Raw genomic sequence first — 18,338 nt, forward strand, 5'->3', positions numbered from 1 at the left:
GCGCCTATCGCCCCGCCAGGCTCAGCAAATACGGCTTGGGGTAAATGCCGCGATTGTGCCCATCCGAGAACGAGATGTTCACCCCATAACCGAGGTCGCCGATCTCGGTGATGGCGATGCCCGGAAACGCTTCCGGGAAGCGGTCGTCGAAGCGGGCGCGAGTGCAGTGGGCGCATTTGCAGGAGAGGCGGAGTGTCTCCGCCGGAACGCTGAGCGCGCCGCCTTCGGTGGTGCGGACGAGGAGCGTCGCGAGATCGGCGCTTGCTTCGTAGTCGGCCACGGTCGGTGCCACCAGGGTCATGGTCATGACGAACCTCCTGCTTGTCTCTACGTCGGCGCCGGCACGCGCGAATAGCAACTAATTGCCAATGTCGGCGTGGTCGCGCGTTCTCGCTGCCTCGTCTTCAATCACCGCCTGCGAAATGTGAAACTAATCGACCGGGAATTTCACTTCCGAATTGCCGGACTCCCGTCTCTCCGAAACCTTGTGCGTCATCGAGGGCCAAGGAGAGACCATGAGCGCATTTCAGAAGGAGACGGTTTTGTCGGTCAGGCACTGGACCGACTCGCTGTTCAGCTTCACCGCGACACGCGATCCCGGCTTCCGCTTCCAGAATGGCCAGTTCGCGATGATCGGCCTGGAGGTCAACGGCAAGCCGTTGATGCGGGCCTACAGCATGGCCAGCGCCAATCACGAGGAAGCGCTCGAATTCTTCTCGATCAAGGTACAGGACGGCCCGCTGACATCGCGCCTGCAGAAGATCAGGGAAGGCGACATCATCCTGGTCGGCCGCAAGGCGACCGGCACGTTGATCACCGGCAATCTCATTCCCGGCAAGCGCCTGCTGCTGCTCTCGACCGGCACGGGCCTCGCGCCTTTCGCGAGCCTGATTAAAGACCCCGACGTCTACGAGAATTACGAGACCATCGTGCTTGCCCATGGCTGTCGCCAGGTCTCCGAACTCGCCTATGGCGAGCACGTCGTCGACGGCCTGCGCAATCACGAATTTTTCGGACCCCTGATCCGCGACAAGCTCGTCTACTACCCGACCGTCACCCGCGAGCCGTTTAGGAATCGCGGCCGCATCACCGATCTGATCGCCTCCAACCAGCTGTTCGACGACATCGCCCAATCCGGTCTCGATATCGCAACCGATCGCATCATGCTGTGCGGCAGTCCGGCGATGCTCGAGGAACTCCCCGCGATGTTTTCCGCGCGCGGTTTTGTCGAGGGCAACCACAGCCAGCCCGGCCATTTCGTGATCGAGAAGGCCTTCGTCGAGCGCTGAGGCGCAAATCGGCTCCCGGCGACAACTAATTGCTATCGCCGGGACGTCCCCTGAACAAATCTGATGCAAAGGCGCCGGACACGCGGCGAACCAGGAGCAAGCGATGGCACTAGATCAGATCGTCGACGGACTTTCGGAGGTTTCCTGCGATGTGCTCGTGATCGGCGGCGGCACGGCCGGCCCGATGGCAGCGCTGAAGGCGAAGCTGAAGAATCCGAAGGCCAATGTCGTCCTGCTCGAGAAGGCCAACGTCAAGCGCTCGGGCGCGATCTCGATGGGGATGGACGGGCTGAACAACGCCGTCATCCCGGGCTATGCAACGCCGGAGCAGTACACCAAGGAAATCACCATCGCCAATGACGGCATTGTCGATCAGAAGGCGGTCTACAAGTACGCCCAGAACTGCTTTGAGATCATCGAGGAGCTCGACAGCTTCGGCATTCGCTTCCTGAAGAACGAGAACGGCGACTACGCCGTCAAGAAGGTCCACCACATCGGCACCTACGTTCTGCCGATGCCGAACGGCGAGACCGTGAAGAAGGCGCTGTATCGCCAGCTCCGCCGCGCCCGCATCCTGATCTCCAACCGCTACATGGCGACGCGGCTGCTGAAGTCCGCAGACGGGCGTATTGCCGGTGCGATCTCCGTCAACACCCGCACCGCCGAGATCCTGGTGATCAAGGCCAAGGCCGTGATCCTCTGCATGGGCGCCGCCGGTCGGCTCGGCCTGCCGACCTCCGGCTACATGTTCGGCACGTACGAGAATGCCGCCAATTCCGGCGACGGCTATGCGATGGCCTATCACGCCGGCGCCGCGCTCGCGAACCTCGAATGCTACCAGATCAATCCGCTGATCAAGGATTATAACGGCCCGGCCTGCGCCTACGTGGCCGGTCCGTTCGGTGCCTTCACGGCCAACAACGAAGGCTCCCGCTTCATCGAATGCGACTACTGGTCCGGCCAGATGATGCTGGAATTCTACAACGAGCTGTTGTCCGGCAAGGGCCCGGTGTTCCTCCAGCTCAAGCATCTCCATCCCGACACCATCTCGGAGATCGAGTCCACGCTGCACAAGGTGGAGCGGCCGACGCGCGGCCTGTTCCAGCAGGGGCGCGGGGTCGACTACCGCCACGACTCGATCGAGATGCACATCTCCGAGATCGGCTTCTGCTCCGGTCACAGCGCCTCGGGCGTGTTCGTCGACGACAATGCCCGCACCACCGTGCCAGGTCTCTATGCCGCCGGAGACATGGCAAGCGTGCCGCACAATTACATGCTCGGCGCCTTCACCAACGGTTCGGTCGCCGGTATCGACGCGATGGAGTTCGCCGACAATCACGACTTTGCCGAGTTCGATGCGGCCGATGTCGCGAAGGAGCGCGATCGCGTGCTGGCGCCGACCAGGCGCGAGGACGGCATTCCGCCGAACCAGGTCGAGTACAAGACGCGCCGGCTGGTGAATGACTATCTTCAACCGCCGAAGGTTACGCGTAAATACGAGCTCGGCATGCGCCGTCTCGCCGAGACGCGCCAGGACATGCAGGAGCATATGATCGCGCGCAATGCGCATGAGCTGCTCCGCGCGCTGGAAGTGCAGTCGATCATGGACTGCGCCGACATGGCCGTGCACGCCTCGCTCTACCGCGAGGAAAGCCGCTGGGGCCTTTACCACTGGCGCACGGACTTCCCCGAGAAGGACAACGAGAACTGGTTCTGTCACACGCTGCTGAGCAAGCAGAACGGCAAGATGACCAGCGAGAAGCGCGCGGTCGAGCCCTATGTCGTTCCGATCGCGGACGACGAGAAGGATCTCTACGACAAGCAGCGCATCCGCGCCACCGCCTGATCCACCGCACCTAGCAACAGGAGACATCAAATGCCTCTCGCGTCCTATCAGACATCGGTCCCGGTGGTCGTCGACGACGCCAAATGCATTGCCGACAAGGGCTGCACCCTCTGCGTCGACGTCTGCCCGCTCGATGTGCTGCGCATCAGCGACATGACCGGCAAGGCCTACATGGCCTATGACGAATGCTGGTACTGCATGCCCTGCGAGGCCGATTGCCCGACCGGCGCCGTCACCGTCAACATTCCCTATCTCTTGAGGTGAGCATGTCGAGCCCGTTCGAATCCTACGACGATCTCGAAGACGCCGACGAGCGGCTTCAGGCCGCCGATCCCGCCGAGCGCCGCGTCGCCATCATCGCGCTCGGTCATTCCGGCGACCCCGCCGCGGTCGGTCATCTCGCCGGTATCGTGACCGATCCCGACGCCGGCGTCCGTCAGCAGGTCGCGATGGCGCTCGGCGAATTCGACGGGCCGGAGGCCGCAAGCGCGCTGGTGAAGCTGCTGGTCGACCCGGAACGGATCGTTGCAGCGGCTGCGGCCGACAGCATGGCCGGGTTCAAGGATCCTGCCTGCGCCGATGTCATCCTGCCATTGGTCAAGCATGCCCACGCCTTCGTCCGCATGGGCGCGTTGCGCGCGCTGAAGGAGTTGCGGCGCAAGGATACGCTCAAGCCCGCGCTGGAAGCGCTGCAGGATTCCGATGCCGCCGTGCGCGTGCAGGCGATCGGCGTGATCGGCTTTCTGAAACTGGAGGAATCCATTCCCGCGCTGACCGCGCTGATCAACGATCCCGATGCGCATGTCCGCCGTGCCGCCGTGAGCGCGCTGGCCTTTTCGCAGATGAAGCCCGCGGCCGAAACGATCACGCGAGCCTTGAAGGACGCCGATTGGATGGTCCGCGAGATGGCGGCGGAAACGCTCGGTCTCAACATCAACGGTTCGATCGCCGCCGACCAGCTCGTCGGCGCGCTCGCCGATGAGTTCTGGCAGGTGCGGCTGAAGGCGATCCGCAGCCTCGGCAAGATGAAGATCGAGCGCGCGGTGCGGCCGATCGGCAATTGCATCAACCACGACCAGGCGAATTTGCGTAAAGAGGCGGCCGCCGCGCTCGGCGAGATCGCCCATCCCGATGGTGAGGCGTTCCTGGCCGTCATCGCCGACGATGCCGATCCGGATGTCCGCAAGAATGCGCGCTGGGCGCTACAGCAGATCGCGGCGCGCAAAGCGCGAGCGGGGGCATAAAGCCGCGGGCAGGGGCATAGCGGCGGTGCGGCCTGCCGCTCTGGACTTCCCCCGCCAGACGTTTATTGGTCTTCGCCAATGGGATCGGCCGCTCGCGAAAGTGGCCGTTTCTGAGAAACAGCGAGGACGCCGGCCATGACGAGTTTGACGGTTAAGGACCTTCTTCCCGAGGATGGAACGAAGGGAACGTTGGTCGGTCGCGTCTGGCTGCCGCAGGCGAACGGCCCGGCCGTGGTTGCCGTGCGCGCCGACGGCGTCTTCGACGTCACCGCGAAATTCGCGACGGTCAGCGCCCTCTGCGAAGAGGACAATCCGGCCAAGGCCCTTGCCGCGACCAAGGGCGAGCGCATCGGCGATCTCGAAGCCATCGTCGCCAACACGGCACCCGATGGGCGCGACCCGAAAAAGCCCTGGCTGCTCGCGCCGGTCGATCTCCAGACCTTGAAGGCTGCCGGCGTCACCTTCGCCATCTCGATGCTGGAACGCGTGATCGAGGAGCGAGCCAAGGGCAATCCGGCCTCGGCCGAAGCGATCCGGAAAGAAGTGACGCGGTTGATCGGCGACGATCTGTCAAAACTCAAGCCCGGCTCGGACCAGGCGATGCATCTGAAGCAGGTGCTGATCGACCAGAACGCCTGGAGCCAATATCTCGAAGTCGGCATTGGCCCCGATGCCGAAGTCTTCACCAAGGCGCCGACCCTGTCCTCGGTCGGGACCGGAATGGATGCCGGGCTGCATCCGAAGTCGACCTGGAACAATCCGGAGCCGGAGCTCGTGCTGTTCGTCTCCAGCAGCGGCAAGATCGTCGGCGGTGCGCTCGGCAACGACGTGAATCTGCGCGACTTCGAGGGTCGCTCGGCGCTGCTGCTGTCGAAGGCCAAGGACAACAACGCCTCATGCTCGATCGGACCGCTGCTGCGCCTGTTTGACGAAACCTTCACGCTCGACGATGCGCGCAAGCTCGATATCAGCCTGAACGTGACGGGCGCGGATGGTTTCGTGCTCGACGGCCATTCCTCGATCAGCATGATCAGCCGCGATCCGACCGACCTTGTCGCGCAGACCATCGGCAAGGTGCATCAATATCCTGATGGCTTCGTTCTGTTCCTCGGCACGATGTTCGCGCCGGTCAAGGATCGCGAGGCGCCGGGGCAGGGCTTCACCCACAAGCGCGACGACATCGTCACGATTTCAGCGCCTCAACTCGGCAAGCTCGTCAACCGTATGCGCACCAGCGACGAGTGCGAGCCCTGGACGTTCGGCATCGGCGCGCTGATGAAGAACCTGGCGCAGCGCAAGCTGATCTAGTTTCTTCGCCGCTCCCAGCGCTCAGTTCTTCCGTCATGGCCGGGCTTGCCCCGGCCATCAACGTCTTGCTCCGGTACGAGGAATGTGGATGCCCGGGCCTTCGCCGCGCCGAAGCGGCTTCGGCCGCGCAGGCGGGACAAGCCCGGGCACGACGAAAACACGCGATCGCAAATCGCCTTCATCTCCGCGTTGCATCAGTGGAACAAGGTCATGTTTGGCGCATCATCTGCGCGGCCGTCGGCATCCCCGCGTCATTCGTCCAAATAGTCAAATAATATGACTATACGAGCGCAGACTTCCGTGAAATAGTCCCTCCCGCCGCCTCAAAGGCCGGCCTGAGGGTGTCATGTTACCAAATGGCGCCCCGGACAACATTTTGGGAGACACGCCTGATGACCTTCAAAGCCCTTTTTGCGGCCAGCGCCACGGCCGCGTTGTTGCTCGCGCTGCCGGCCAATGCGGCCGAGCTCACCGTCGGCTTCTCGCAGATCGGATCGGAATCCGGCTGGCGCGCGGCCGAGACGTCGGTCTCCAAGCAGGAGGCCAGCAAGCGCAAGGTCAATCTCAAGATCGCCGATGCGCAGCAGAAGCAGGAGAACCAGATCAAGGCGATCCGCTCCTTCATCGCGCAGAATGTCGACGCGATCTTCCTCGCGCCCGTGGTCTCGACCGGCTGGGATTCGGTGCTGAAGGAAGCCAAGGAAGCCAAGATCCCGGTCGTGCTGCTCGACCGCGACATCGATCCGTCCGGCAAGGACCTCTATCTCACCGCCGTCACCTCGGACAGCGTGCATGAAGGCGCGGTCGCCGGCGAATGGCTGGCCAAGACCGTCGGCGACAAGGCCTGCAACGTCGTCGAACTGCAGGGTACGGTCGGTGCAAGCGTCGCTGCCAACCGCAAGAAGGGTTTTGACACCGCCATCGCCAAGCACGCCAATTTGAAGGTGGTGCGCAGCCAGACCGGCGACTTCACCCGCGCCAAGGGCAAGGAAGTGATGGAAAGCTTCATCAAGGCCGAAGGCGGCGGCAAGAACATCTGCGCGGTCTATGCGCATAATGACGACATGATGGTCGGCGCCATCCAGGCGATGAAGGAGGCGGGCCTCAAGCCGGGCAAGGACATCCTGACCGTCTCGATCGACGCAGTTCCCGACATCTTCAAGGCGATGGTGGCCGGCGAGGCCAATGCCACGGTCGAACTGACGCCGAATATGGCGGGGCCGGCCTTCGATGCCGTCGCGGCGTTCAAGGAGAAGGGCACTGTGCCGCCGAAGTGGATCCAGACCGAATCTCGGCTTCTCACCGCCGCCGACGATCCGCAGAAGGAATACGACAGCAAGAAGGGCCTCGGTTACTGAGGCGGGCGTCTCGCCGGGCCGCTCCGTGCGGTCCGGCACCCCCTTCGCATCCGCCGCACGAACGAATAGGCTGGGTGTCCGCAGCATAAGCGGGCGCCGGTGGGAGTGACGTCGTTATGGAGAATAGCCTTGATCCGGCTCCTTCCCTGTTGGAGGTGCGCGGGATCAGCAAGAGCTTCGGTGCGGTGCGCGCGTTGCAGGAGGTCGACTTCACGCTTCGCGCCGGCGAGATCCATGCGCTGCTCGGCGAGAACGGCGCCGGCAAATCCACGCTGATCAAGGTCGTCACCGGCGTGTTCCCGCGCGATGCCGGTGTTGTCCGTCTGGGCGGCGAAGAGGTTGCGCCGCGCTCGGCCAAGGCCGCGGTGCAAGCCGGCATTGCCACCGTCTACCAGGAGGTCAACCTGCTGCCGAACCTGTCGGTGGCGCAAAATCTGTTTCTCGACCGCCAGCCGATGCGCTTCGGCATCGTGCGCGAGGGCGAAATGCGCCGCCGCGCCAAAGCGCTGCTCACGGAGTTCGGCCTCGATATCGATGTCGCAGCGCCACTCGGCAATTATTCGGTGGCCATACAGCACGTCACCGCGATCGCGCGTGCCGTCGATCTCTCCGCCCGCGTGCTGATCCTGGACGAGCCGACCGCGAGTCTCGACCGTCATGAGGTCGAGATCCTGTTCGGCATCATGCGCCAGTTGGCCAAGCGCGGTATTGGCATCGTCTTCGTCAGCCATTTCCTCGATCAGGTCTACGAGATCTCCGATCGCATCACCGTCTTGCGCAACGGCCGCCTGGTCGGCGAGCGCGAGACCGCTTCGCTGTCACGGCTCGAACTGATCCGGATGATGCTCGGCCGTGAGCTGGCCGAGACCACCAGCGCGCGGGCGGCGGCGAGCGAACAGAATGCGCGCGAGGTGTGTGCGAGCTTCGAGAATTACGGGAAGGCCGGCTATGTCGCCCCGTTCAATCTCGAGCTGCGCCATGGCGAGGTCGTCGGTCTCGCCGGCCTCCTCGGCTCGGGCCGCACCGAGACGGCGCGGCTGGTGTTCGGTGCCGAGCGCGCCGATGGCGGGCAGGCGAGGGTGGAGGGTGCGCCCGTGCGGCTGCAATCGCCGCGCGATGGCGTGCGCCACGGCTTCGGCTATTGCCCGGAGGAGCGCAAGACCGACGGCATCGTCGCCGAACTCACCGTGCGCGAGAACATCGTGCTGGCGCTTCAGGCCAAGCGCGGGCTGCATCGGCCGCTATCGCGCCGTGAACAGGACGAGCTCGCGCGCCGTTACGTCAAGATGCTCGACATCCGCCCGCCCGATGCCGAACGGCCCGTCGGCCTGCTCTCCGGCGGCAATCAGCAAAAGGTTCTGCTGGCACGTTGGCTCGCGACGTCGCCGCGGCTGCTCGTGCTGGATGAACCCACGCGCGGTATCGATGTCGGCGCGCATGCCGAGATCATTCGCCTGATCCGCGAGCTCTGTGACGACGGGCTGGCGCTGCTCGTGATCTCCTCGGAGCTCGACGAGATCGTGACCTATTCCGACCGCGTGGTCGTGCTGCGCGATCGTGCCCATGTCGAGGAGCTCTCGGGCGAGGCCATCGACGTCAGCAACATTCTCGCGGCCATCGCCGCCGACGGCGCAGCGATGCAAGAGGCCCGGGCATGACAGCGCTGTTGCCACGCCGCGGCCTTGCCCAGATCCTCGCGCTCATCGTCATCCTCGCGGTCGACCGCGTGGTGTCGCCGCAATTCTTCGATCTGCGTCTCCAGGACGGCCGACTGTTCGGCAGCCTGATCGACGTGCTCAACCGCGGTACGCCGGTGGCGCTGCTCTCGCTCGGCATGGTGCTGGTGATCGCGACGCGCGGCATCGATCTCTCCGTCGGCGCTGTGATGGCGATCTGCGGCGCCATCGCCGCGAGCCTCGCCGACAGCCACGGCCTGCCGGTGGTGCTGGCGGCCGCGCTCGGCGCGGGGCTCGTCTGCGGGTTGTGGAATGGCTTCCTCGTCGCCGTGCTTGGCATGCAGCCGATCGTGGCGACGCTGATCCTGATGGTCGCCGGTCGCGGCATCGCCCAGCTCATCACCGAAGGTCGTATCGTGACCTTCACCTCGCCGGATCTGGTCTGGCTCGGCAACGGCGCCATTCTCGGCGTGCCGGTGCCGATCGCGATTGCGCTCGGCATGCTGATCCTGACCGGCGCGGTGGTGCGCGGCTCGGCACTCGGGCTACTGATCGAGGCGACCGGTGGCAATGCGCGGGCGAGCGAGCTTGCCGGCGTCGGCACGCGCGCGATGATTTTGGCGGTCTATGTCTGGTGCGGCGTCTGCGCCGCGCTCGCCGGTGTGATCGCTGCGGCCGACATCATGGGCGCGGATGCCAACAATGCCGGCCTGTGGCTCGAGCTCGATGCCATCCTCGCGGTGGTGATCGGCGGCACCTCGCTGTTCGGCGGCCGCTTCAGCCTTGTCCTGGCGGTGCTCGGTGCGCTGATCATCCAGACCATGAACACCGGCATTTTGCTGTCAGGCTATCCGCCGGAGTTCAACCTGCTGGTCAAGGCCGTGGTGGTGCTCGCGGTGCTGCTGCTGCAATCGCCAAAACTGTCAGGCTTTGCCGGCATCATGGCGCGGCTGCGGAGGACGAAACCATGAAAGGCCTGCCGCCCGTCCTGATCACGGCCATCGTCCTCGTCGCAGGCTTCGCCCTCTGCGCGCTGCAGTTTCCCAATATCGCCTCGACCCGCGTGGTCGGCAATCTCCTCACCGATAACGCCTTCCTCGGTATCGTCGCGACCGGCATGACCTTCGTCATCATCTCCGGCGGCATCGATCTCTCGGTCGGCTCGGTGATCGGCTTTACCACCGTGTTCGTCGCGCTCGCGATCGAGCGCTGGGGCGTGCCGCCGCTGGTCGCTTTCGTCGCCATCCTCGCACTCTCGGCCGCCTTTGGCGCCGCGATGGGCGCGATCATCCACGTCTTCGACCTGCCGCCCTTCATCGTGACGCTCGCCGGGATGTTCCTGGCGCGTGGAGCCAGCTTCCTGCTCTCGACGGAATCGGTGCCGATCACCGCGCCGGTCTATTCGACCGTGTCGGACTTCGCGTTGCGCATGCCCGGGGGCGGGCGATTGACCGCGATCGCGATCATCATGCTCGTGATCGTGATCGGCGGTGCCTTGCTGCTGCACCTCACCCGGTTCGGTGCCAACGTTTATGCGCTCGGCGGCAGCCGGGCCACCGCGAGCCTGATGGGCGTCGCGGTCGGCAAGATGACGGTGAAGATCTACATGCTGTCGAGCCTGCTTGCGGGCATCGCCGGCATCGTGTTCTCCTTCTACACCAGCGCCGGCTATTCGCTCTCTGCCGTCGGCGTCGAACTCGATAGCATCGCGGCCGTGGTCATCGGAGGCACGCTGCTCACGGGCGGGCAGGGCTCGGTGATCGGCACCTTCCTCGGCGTGCTGATCCAGGGCATGATCCAGACCTACATCAATTTCGACGGGACGCTGTCGAGCTGGTGGACCAAGATCGCGACCGGCGTCTTGCTGTTCGCCTTCATCGCCCTGCAACAGGGGCTGGTCGCGCTGGCGCGACGGCCGGTGGCGAAACGCGCGGGAGCCGCCTCATGACCTCGCGCATCGTCGTCATCCCGACACGGCGGGCCCATTCCAACCACGCGGAGGTCGCCCGCTCAATCGGCGTCGACATCATCGCTAGCCGCTATGCCGAAGGGGCGCGGCTTCCGGGTGACGCCGAGCTGATCGCGATGTTCGGCGTGTCGCGGCCGGTGCTGCGCGAGAGCGTGAAGACGCTGGTCGCCAAGGGGCTTTTGACCACCAAGGCGCGGGTCGGCACCGTCGTGCGCGAGCGCACCGCCTGGAACATGTTCGACGCCGACGTGCTGGCCTGGCATCTCGACGCCGGCATCGACAAGCGTTTTCTCAACGACCTCGCCGAGATCCGCCTCGCGGTCGAGCCGCGGGCCGCGGCGCTGGCGGCGGCGCAGCGGTCCGAGGAGGATATCGCGGAGCTTCGCCGCAGCATGGAGCGGATGCGGCTGGAGGCTTCCGATTCCGTCGGCTTTGCCGATGCCGATCTCGCACTGCACGTTGCGGTGGCGCGGGCATCGGGTAATCTGTTCATGCGCTCGATCGGGCATGTGATCGAGGCCGCCCTGCGCGCCTCGTTCCTGCTCAGTGCCCCGGTCGAGCCGGAGGACCGCGATACCGTGCTGCTCTGGCACCAGAAGATCGTCGACGCGATCACGTCCGGCGATGCCGGGGCGGCGTCGGAGGCGATGATCTACGTCATTCACAACGGCATGCGTCGCCATGAGGGCACCGAGATCGAGACGGCCCCCGCCGAACAGCTGCCGTCTGCGGAAAGTGGAGAATAAGCGTGACTGAACTTCGCATCGCCATCGTCGGCTTCGGCAAGATTGCGCGCGACCAGCATGTCGGCGCGATTGCCGCAGTGCCAGGCGCGATGCTCGCTGCAATCGCCAGCCGCAACGCATCGCTGCCGGGCATGCCGCATTTCGCGACCGTCGAGGAGTTGTTGGAGAAGGGACCGCAGATCGACGCGGTGTCGCTCTGCACGCCGCCGCAGGTGCGTCGCGCCCAGGCTGCCGCGGCGCTCGCCGCGGGCAAGCATGTCATGCTGGAGAAGCCGCCCGGCATCGGCGTTGCCGAGCTCGGTCCGTTGATCGCGATGGCGGTGGAGGCAGACCGGACCCTGTTTGCAACCTGGCATTCGCGCCATGCACCTGCGGTCGAGCCGGCCCGCGAATGGCTGGCTGCGCAGCGGATCAGATCGGTGCATATCAATTGGAAGGAAGACGTCCGCGTCTGGCATCCCGGCCAAGCCTGGATCTGGGAACCGGGCGGGCTCGGCGTGTTCGATCCCGGCATCAACGCGTTGTCGATCCTGACCCGCATCCTGCCGAAGCCGGTGTTTGTCACCGCGGCTGAACTCGCTTTTCCCGCCAATTGCCAGTCGCCGATTGCTGCCAATTTGACGTTGACCGATATCGACGGCCTGCCGATCACAGCTGAATTTGACTTCCGCCAGACCGGGCCACAGAGCTGGGATATCCTGGTCGAAACCGACGAAGGCCGGATGACCTTGTCCCGCGGCGGCAGGGTCATGGCGGTCGACGGCAAGGTTGTCGCCGACGCACCTGATGAGGAATATCGCGAACTGTATCGGCGCTTCGTCAAGCTCGCCGCGACCGGCGCGAGCGACGTCGACCTGGCGCCGCTTCGTCTCGTTGCCGACGCTTTCCTGCTCGGCAGGCGCAACATCGTCGAACCGTTTGTGGACTAGACATGGCTGGCTCAAGAATAACAAAAGACGCTTTTGGAACGCTGCCTGATGGACGCAAGGTCGAGCGCATCGTGCTGCGCGGGGAGGGCGGGTTCGAGGCTCGCATCATCACCCATGGCGCGGTGATCCAGGCGCTGATCGCGCCGGACGCGAAGGGCGGTTGCGACGACGTCGTGCTCGGCCATGATGCCTTTGACGGCTATCTCGCCGAACGGAAGTTTTTTGGCGCGACCGTCGGCCGCTATGCCAACCGTATCGCCAACGGGCAGTTCTCGCTCGATGGCGAGACCTTCCAGCTGCCAATCAATAACGGCCCGAATGCGCTTCATGGCGGCCTCGATGGCTTCGACCGCAAGCTCTGGGACATTGCCGAGCTTGACGATGGCGCCAGCCCCGCAGTCACGCTGACCTACACCAGCCCGTATGGCGAGGAGAATTATCCCGGCAAGCTCGATGTACGCCTGACGTATCGCGTCACCGGGCCGGCCGAGCTGTCGCTGACGATGGAGGCGCGGACCGACCGCTCGACCATAGTCAACCTCACCAACCACAGCTTCTTCAATCTGGAAGGCGCGACCTCGGGCAAGTCCACCCTCGATCACAGGCTGACGGTTGAGGCCGAGCATTTCCTCGCGATCGATCCCACCGCCATCCCGCTGCCGGGGCCGCCGCGCGCAGTGGCAGGCACGCCGTTCGATTTCCGCGAGGCCCACGCGGTTGGCGCGCGCATCCGCGAGAACGATCAGCAATTGCGCAATGGCAAGGGCTACGACCACACGTATTGCCTCGCGCGCGACGGCAAGCTTGCGCTCGCGGCCCGGCTGGAGGCGCCGCAGTCGGGGCGGATCATGGAACTGCTGACCGATCAGCCCGGCTTGCAGGTCTATTCCGGCAACTATCTCGACGGCACGATCTCAGGCAAGGGCGGCAAGCTGATCCGGCAGTCGGATGCGTTGTGTCTGGAGCCCCACATGTGGCCCAATTCACCGAACCGGCCTGATTTTCCGAGCCCGCGCCTTGATCCCGGCGGCGTCTATCGGCATCACACCGTCTATCGCTTTGCCGTGAGGACGCCATGATGGAAGAGGTGCCGACCTCGGTTCTCTCCGCCGAACACTGTCACCTCGGTGAAGGTCCGACCTACGATGTCGCCACCGATACCGCGTGGTGGTTTGATATTCGCGAGGGGCGCCTGTTCGAGGCGCATCTCGGTGGTGGCACAATCCGTGTCCATGCGCTTGGCCGGATGGCGAGCGCGCTTGGGCGGATCGATGCCGAACGTCAGCTGGTCGTCGCGGAAGATGGTTGTTACGTCCGCACGCTCGCCGATGGCGCGATGACGCTGTTCTGCCCGCTGGAGGCGGACAATCCCGCGACGCGCTCCAACGATTGTCGCGTCCATCAATCCGGCACGTTCTGGATCGGCACGATGGGACGCAAGGCCGAGCGGGGGGCGGGCGCGATCTACGCATTGCACCGCGGTAAAATCTCGACGCTGTTTCCCGGCATCAGCATTCCCAACTCGATCTGCTTCTCGCCCGATGGCGCGACCGGCTATTTCACCGATACCGCGCGCGCCGTGCTCTATGCGGTGCCGCTCAATCCCGCCACCGGCCTGCCGCGCGGCGAGTCGGAGGTGCTGCTGCGCCACACCGGCATCGGCGGGCTCGACGGCTCCGTGTGCGATGCCGATGGGCAAATCTGGAACGCTTGCTGGGGCGCGGGCCGTGTCGATGTCTACTCGCCGCAAGGCGAGCACCTGCGCTCGTTGCGGGTGCCGGCCAGGCAGGCGAGCTGTCCCGCTTTCGTCGGCGCCGATCTGTCGCGCCTGCTCGTCACCTCGGCCTGGCAGGATATGGATGCGGAGGCGCGCGCCGCCGATCCACAGGCCGGTTGCACCTTTCTGCTACAAGCCTCCGCGCGCGGTCGCGCGGAGCCCGACGTCAAGCTCGCATAGGAGATCCCAAGCCGACCTTTACCTCTGTTCTCGACGACACTAAGAAGCAATCTGACACCCAAAGGGAGTGAAGCATGTTGAAATTGAAGACGACATTTCTCGCACTGGCGCTGGCCGGTGCCGCATCGATGGCCGCAGGCGTCACCGCCTCCGCCCAGGACAAGGCGACCGTGGGTATCGCGATGCCGACGAAATCCTCGGCGCGCTGGATCGACGACGGCAACAACATGGTCAAGGTGCTGAAGGAGCGCGGCTACAACACCGACCTGCAATATGCCGAGGACGACATCCCGAACCAGCTCTCGCAGGTCGAGAACATGGTGACCAAGGGCGCCAAGGCGCTGGTGATCGCCGCGATCGACGGCACCACGCTGTCCGACGTGCTCAAGCAGGCAAAAGCAAAGGGCATCACCGTGATCGCCTATGACCGCCTGATCCGCGGCACGCCGAATGTCGACTATTACGCGACCTTCGATAATTTCCAGGTCGGCGTGCTGCAGGCGGAATCGATCGAGAAGGGGCTTGGCCTCAAGGAAGGCAAGGGTCCGTTCAACATCGAGCTGTTCGGCGGCTCGCCCGACGACAACAACGCCTACTTCTTCTACAACGGCGCGATGAGCGTGCTGAAGCCTTATATCGACAGCGGCAAGCTCGTGGTCGCCTCCGGTCAGATGGGCATGGACAAGGTCGCGACCTTGCGCTGGGACGGCGCCACCGCCCAGGCCCGCATGGACAACCTGCTCAGTGCCTACTACGGCAACAAGAAGGTCAACGCGGTGCTATCGCCCTATGACGGCCTCTCGATCGGCATCATCTCCTCGCTGAAGGGCGTGGGCTATGGCAGCGCCGATCAGCCGATGCCGATCATCTCGGGCCAGGACGCCGAGGTGCCCTCGATCAAGGCCATGCTGCGCGGGGATCAGTACTCGACCATCTTCAAGGACACCCGCGATCTCGCCAAGGTGACCGCCGACATGGTCGACGCCGCGCTGGCCGGCAAGCAGGTGACGGTCAACGACACCAAGACCTATGAGAACGGCTCCAAAACCGTGCCGTCCTATCTGCTGAAGCCGGTCGTGGTGTATAAGGACAATTGGGAGAAGACCCTGGTTGACAGCGGCTACTACAAGAAGTCGCAGTTCCAGTAAGACTCTCGAGTTTCCCTCTCCCCGTTCGCGGGGGGAGGGATCTAACGGATGGGACGCAACGCAATGACCGCCATGCTGGAGATGCGTAACGTCAGCAAGAGCTTTTCCGGTGTGCAGGCTCTGCGCGACGTCAATTTCTCGGTCGAAGCTGGCCAGATCCACGCCCTTGTCGGTGAGAATGGTGCTGGCAAGTCGACCTTGATGAAGGTGCTGAGCGGGGTCTATCCGGCAGGCAGCTACGAGGGCACCATCGTCTTCGAGGGCGAGGAACGCCGCTTCCGCGACATCAACGATTCCGAGGCGCTCGGCATCATCATCATCCACCAGGAGCTGGCGCTGATCCCGCTGATGTCGATCGCGGAGAATATCTTTCTCTCGCATCCGCCATCAAAGTTCGGCGTGATCGATCGCGACCAGGTCTACAAGCGTACCCAGGAGTTGCTGGCGCAGGTCGGTCTGAAGGAATCGCCGGATACGCTGATCACCGATCTCGGCGTCGGCAAGCAGCAACTGGTCGAGATCGCCAAGGCGCTGTCCAAGCGTGTCCGGATGCTGATCCTGGACGAGCCGACCGCGAGCCTGAACGAGGCCGACAGCGCCGCCTTGCTGGAACGCCTGATGAAATTCCGCGAGCAGGGCATCGGCTCGATCCTGATCTCGCACAAGCTCAACGAGGTCGCCAAGGTCGCGGACCACATTACCGTGCTGCGCGACGGCCGCACTGTCGACGGCATCGACTGCCGCGCCGAGCCGATCCAGGAAGACCGCATCATCCGCAGCATGGTCAACCGCGATCTCGCCCATCGCTTCCCCGAGCGCAGTGCGAAGATCGGCGAGCCCGTGCTCGCGGTTTCGAACTGGTCGGTCTATCACCCCATCCATCCCGACCGGCAGGTGATCAAGAACGTCAATTTCGGCGTCAGGCGCGGCGAGGTCGTCGGCATCGCCGGGCTGATGGGCGCCGGCCGCACCGAATTCGCCATGAGCCTGTTCGGCCGCTCCTGGGGCACCCATATCAGCGGCCGCATCGCCCTCGAAGGCCACGAGATCTCCCTCCCGAGCGTCGCAGCTGCGATCGATGCCGGCCTTGCCTATGTCACCGAGGACCGCAAGCAGCTCGGCCTGATCCTGGCCGACGACGTCCGCAAGAACATTACGCTGGCAAGCCTCAACCAGGTCGCGCCGGGGCGGGTGATCGACGACATCGCCGAGCTGAAGGTCGCCAGCGACTACCGCAACCGCATGCGGATCCGCTGTTCCGACGTCTACCAGGAGACCGGCCAGCTTTCCGGCGGGAACCAGCAGAAGGTCGTGCTGTCGAAATGGCTGATGACCGACCCCAAGGTGCTGATCCTGGACGAGCCGACCAGGGGCATCGACGTCGGTGCCAAATACGAGATTTACTGTATCATCAACGAGCTTGCGGAAGCCGGCCGCGGCGTGGTGGTGATCTCCTCGGAGATGCCCGAGCTGCTCGGCATCTGCGACCGCATCTGCGTCATGAACGACGGGGCCTTTGTCGGCGAGTTCCCGGGCGCCGAGGCGACACAGGAAAAGATCATGCGCGCCATCATGCGCAACGAACGAAGCAACGGTAACGGCGCGGTCGAGGCCGCGGAGATGGGAGGATCGCAGCCATGACCGACAAGACGGTTTCGCTGCCCGAGGAGCGCCGCCACGGCAGCTTCATCAAGAACAATCTGCGCAACTACGGCATGCTGATGTCGCTGGTCGCGATCATGCTGTTCTTCCAGGTCATGACCGGCGGTACGCTGCTGCAGCCGCTCAACCTGACCAATCTGGTGCTGCAGAACAGCTACATCGTCATCATGGCGCTGGGCATGCTGCTGGTGATCGTCACCGGTCATATCGACCTGTCGGTCGGTTCGGTCGCGGGGTTCGTCGGTGCGGTCGCCGCTCTGCTCATGGTGACCTACAAGGTCGACTACACGCTCGCCTTCCTCATCTGCCTCGCTGTCGGCGCGGCCATCGGCGCCGCGCAGGGTTATTGGGTCGCCTATTTCAAGATCCCGTCCTTCATCGTGACCCTGGCCGGCATGCTGGTGTTCAAGGGTCTCGCGCTCGCGGTGTTGCAGGGCCAGTCGCTCGGCCCGTTCCCGTCGACCTTCCAGAAGCTGTCGTCGGGCTTCATTCCGGAACTGCTGCCCGAGGCCGGCACGCTGCATCCGACCTCCATGCTGATCGGCGCGGTGCTGGCGCTGGGTCTGGTCTACGTCAGCGCCAAGGGCCGCGCGCGTGAGGTCTCGCACGGCATCGAGGTCGAGCCCTTTGGCTTCTTTCTCGGCAAAAGTGTCGTGCTGGCCCTCGCGGTGCTCTATTTCACCTATCTGATCGCGACCTATCGCGGCCTGCCCAACGTGCTGGTGATCATGAGTGCCCTGATCGCGCTCTATGGTTTCGTCACCCGCCGCACCGTGATCGGCCGTCAGATCTATGCCGTCGGCGGCAACGCCAAGGCGGCAGGCCTGTCGGGCATCAAGACCGAGCGGCTGACCTTCTTCACCTTCGTCAACATGGGCGTGCTGGCCGCGCTCGCCGGGCTCGTCTTCGCCGCCCGCCTCAACACCGCGACCCCGAAAGCGGGCCTCGGCTTCGAGCTCGACGTCATCGCCGCCTGTTTCATCGGCGGCGCCTCAGCCTATGGTGGCGTCGGGCGCGTCGGCGGCGCCGTGGTCGGCGCCATGATCATGGGCGTGATGAACAACGGCATGTCCATCCTCGGCATCGGCATCGACTACCAGCAGGTCATCAAGGGCCTGGTGTTGCTCGGAGCCGTGTGCATCGACGTTTACAATCAGCGGCGGTAGCTATATCGGCGATGCCGTAGGGTGGGCAAAGGCGCAGCGC

The 18,338-nt window shown here is 64.4% G+C and carries 17 protein-coding genes; 16 read left to right on the top strand and 1 reads right to left on the bottom strand.

Annotation, left to right across the window (positions count from 1 at the left end):
• Positions 1-4 precede the first annotated feature (4 nt).
• Positions 5-301, bottom strand: coding sequence for a DUF971 domain-containing protein (locus tag NLM32_RS18120; protein WP_254135347.1), 297 nt, complete (start codon positions 299-301; stop codon positions 5-7).
• Positions 302-515: 214 nt separating this feature from the next.
• Between NLM32_RS18120 and NLM32_RS18125 the strand changes: the two genes are divergently transcribed.
• The 16 genes from NLM32_RS18125 (at position 516) to mmsB (ending at position 18,298) form a co-directional block, all read left to right on the top strand.
• Positions 516-1,289 carry a ferredoxin--NADP reductase gene (locus NLM32_RS18125; RefSeq protein WP_254130280.1) on the top strand — a complete coding sequence of 258 codons (774 nt, stop codon included), beginning with the start codon at positions 516-518 and terminating at the stop codon, positions 1,287-1,289.
• Between the two features lie 103 nt (positions 1,290-1,392).
• Positions 1,393-3,135: a fumarate reductase/succinate dehydrogenase flavoprotein subunit gene (locus NLM32_RS18130; RefSeq protein ID WP_254130281.1), complete on the top strand. Its 1,743-nt coding sequence runs from the start codon at positions 1,393-1,395 to the stop codon at positions 3,133-3,135.
• Between the two features lie 30 nt (positions 3,136-3,165).
• Positions 3,166-3,399, top strand: coding sequence for a ferredoxin family protein (locus NLM32_RS18135; protein WP_254130282.1), 234 nt, complete (start codon positions 3,166-3,168; stop codon positions 3,397-3,399).
• 2 nt (positions 3,400-3,401) lie between these two features.
• Entirely contained in the window at positions 3,402-4,379 is a 978-nt protein-coding gene (locus NLM32_RS18140; protein WP_254130283.1) for a HEAT repeat domain-containing protein, read from the top strand.
• Positions 4,380-4,514: 135 nt separating this feature from the next.
• Positions 4,515-5,687: a fumarylacetoacetate hydrolase family protein gene (locus tag NLM32_RS18145; protein WP_254130284.1), complete on the top strand. Its 1,173-nt coding sequence runs from the start codon at positions 4,515-4,517 to the stop codon at positions 5,685-5,687.
• Positions 5,688-6,079: 392 nt separating this feature from the next.
• Positions 6,080-7,045: a galactofuranose ABC transporter, galactofuranose-binding protein YtfQ gene (gene ytfQ, locus NLM32_RS18150; RefSeq protein ID WP_254130285.1), complete on the top strand. Its 966-nt coding sequence runs from the start codon at positions 6,080-6,082 to the stop codon at positions 7,043-7,045.
• Between the two features lie 116 nt (positions 7,046-7,161).
• Positions 7,162-8,703 carry a sugar ABC transporter ATP-binding protein gene (locus NLM32_RS18155; protein ID WP_254130286.1) on the top strand — a complete coding sequence of 514 codons (1,542 nt, stop codon included), beginning with the start codon at positions 7,162-7,164 and terminating at the stop codon, positions 8,701-8,703.
• Entirely contained in the window at positions 8,700-9,692 is a 993-nt protein-coding gene (locus NLM32_RS18160) for an ABC transporter permease (RefSeq protein WP_254130287.1), read from the top strand. Before NLM32_RS18155 ends, NLM32_RS18160 begins: the two co-directional genes overlap by 4 nt.
• Positions 9,689-10,669, top strand: a complete 981-nt coding sequence (gene yjfF, locus NLM32_RS18165; RefSeq protein ID WP_254130288.1) for a galactofuranose ABC transporter, permease protein YjfF — start codon at positions 9,689-9,691, stop codon at positions 10,667-10,669. The genes NLM32_RS18160 and yjfF overlap by 4 nt, the downstream gene beginning before the upstream one ends.
• Complete coding sequence (locus NLM32_RS18170) at positions 10,666-11,436, top strand: FadR/GntR family transcriptional regulator (protein ID WP_254130289.1); 771 nt, start codon at positions 10,666-10,668, stop codon at positions 11,434-11,436. Before yjfF ends, NLM32_RS18170 begins: the two co-directional genes overlap by 4 nt.
• Positions 11,437-11,438: 2 nt before the next feature.
• Positions 11,439-12,365, top strand: a complete 927-nt coding sequence (locus NLM32_RS18175; protein WP_254130290.1) for a Gfo/Idh/MocA family oxidoreductase — start codon at positions 11,439-11,441, stop codon at positions 12,363-12,365.
• A gap of 2 nt (positions 12,366-12,367) precedes the next feature.
• A complete protein-coding gene (locus NLM32_RS18180) occupies positions 12,368-13,444 on the top strand; it encodes an aldose epimerase family protein (RefSeq protein ID WP_254130291.1) in 1,077 nt (358 codons plus the stop codon).
• Positions 13,444-14,322 (top strand): SMP-30/gluconolactonase/LRE family protein, encoded by an 879-nt coding sequence (locus NLM32_RS18185; protein ID WP_254135348.1) that lies wholly within the window; start codon positions 13,444-13,446, stop codon positions 14,320-14,322. The genes NLM32_RS18180 and NLM32_RS18185 overlap by 1 nt, the downstream gene beginning before the upstream one ends.
• 74 nt (positions 14,323-14,396) lie before the next feature.
• Complete coding sequence (gene chvE, locus NLM32_RS18190; RefSeq protein ID WP_254130292.1) at positions 14,397-15,470, top strand: multiple monosaccharide ABC transporter substrate-binding protein; 1,074 nt, start codon at positions 14,397-14,399, stop codon at positions 15,468-15,470.
• Between the two features lie 63 nt (positions 15,471-15,533).
• Complete coding sequence (gene mmsA / locus NLM32_RS18195; RefSeq protein ID WP_254135349.1) at positions 15,534-17,111, top strand: multiple monosaccharide ABC transporter ATP-binding protein; 1,578 nt, start codon at positions 15,534-15,536, stop codon at positions 17,109-17,111.
• Complete coding sequence (gene mmsB / locus NLM32_RS18200) at positions 17,108-18,298, top strand: multiple monosaccharide ABC transporter permease (protein WP_254130293.1); 1,191 nt, start codon at positions 17,108-17,110, stop codon at positions 18,296-18,298. Before mmsA ends, mmsB begins: the two co-directional genes overlap by 4 nt.
• Positions 18,299-18,338 lie beyond the last annotated feature (40 nt).

Source organism: Bradyrhizobium sp. CCGUVB14 (assembly GCF_024199935.1).
Lineage (GTDB): Bacteria > Pseudomonadota > Alphaproteobacteria > Rhizobiales > Xanthobacteraceae > Bradyrhizobium.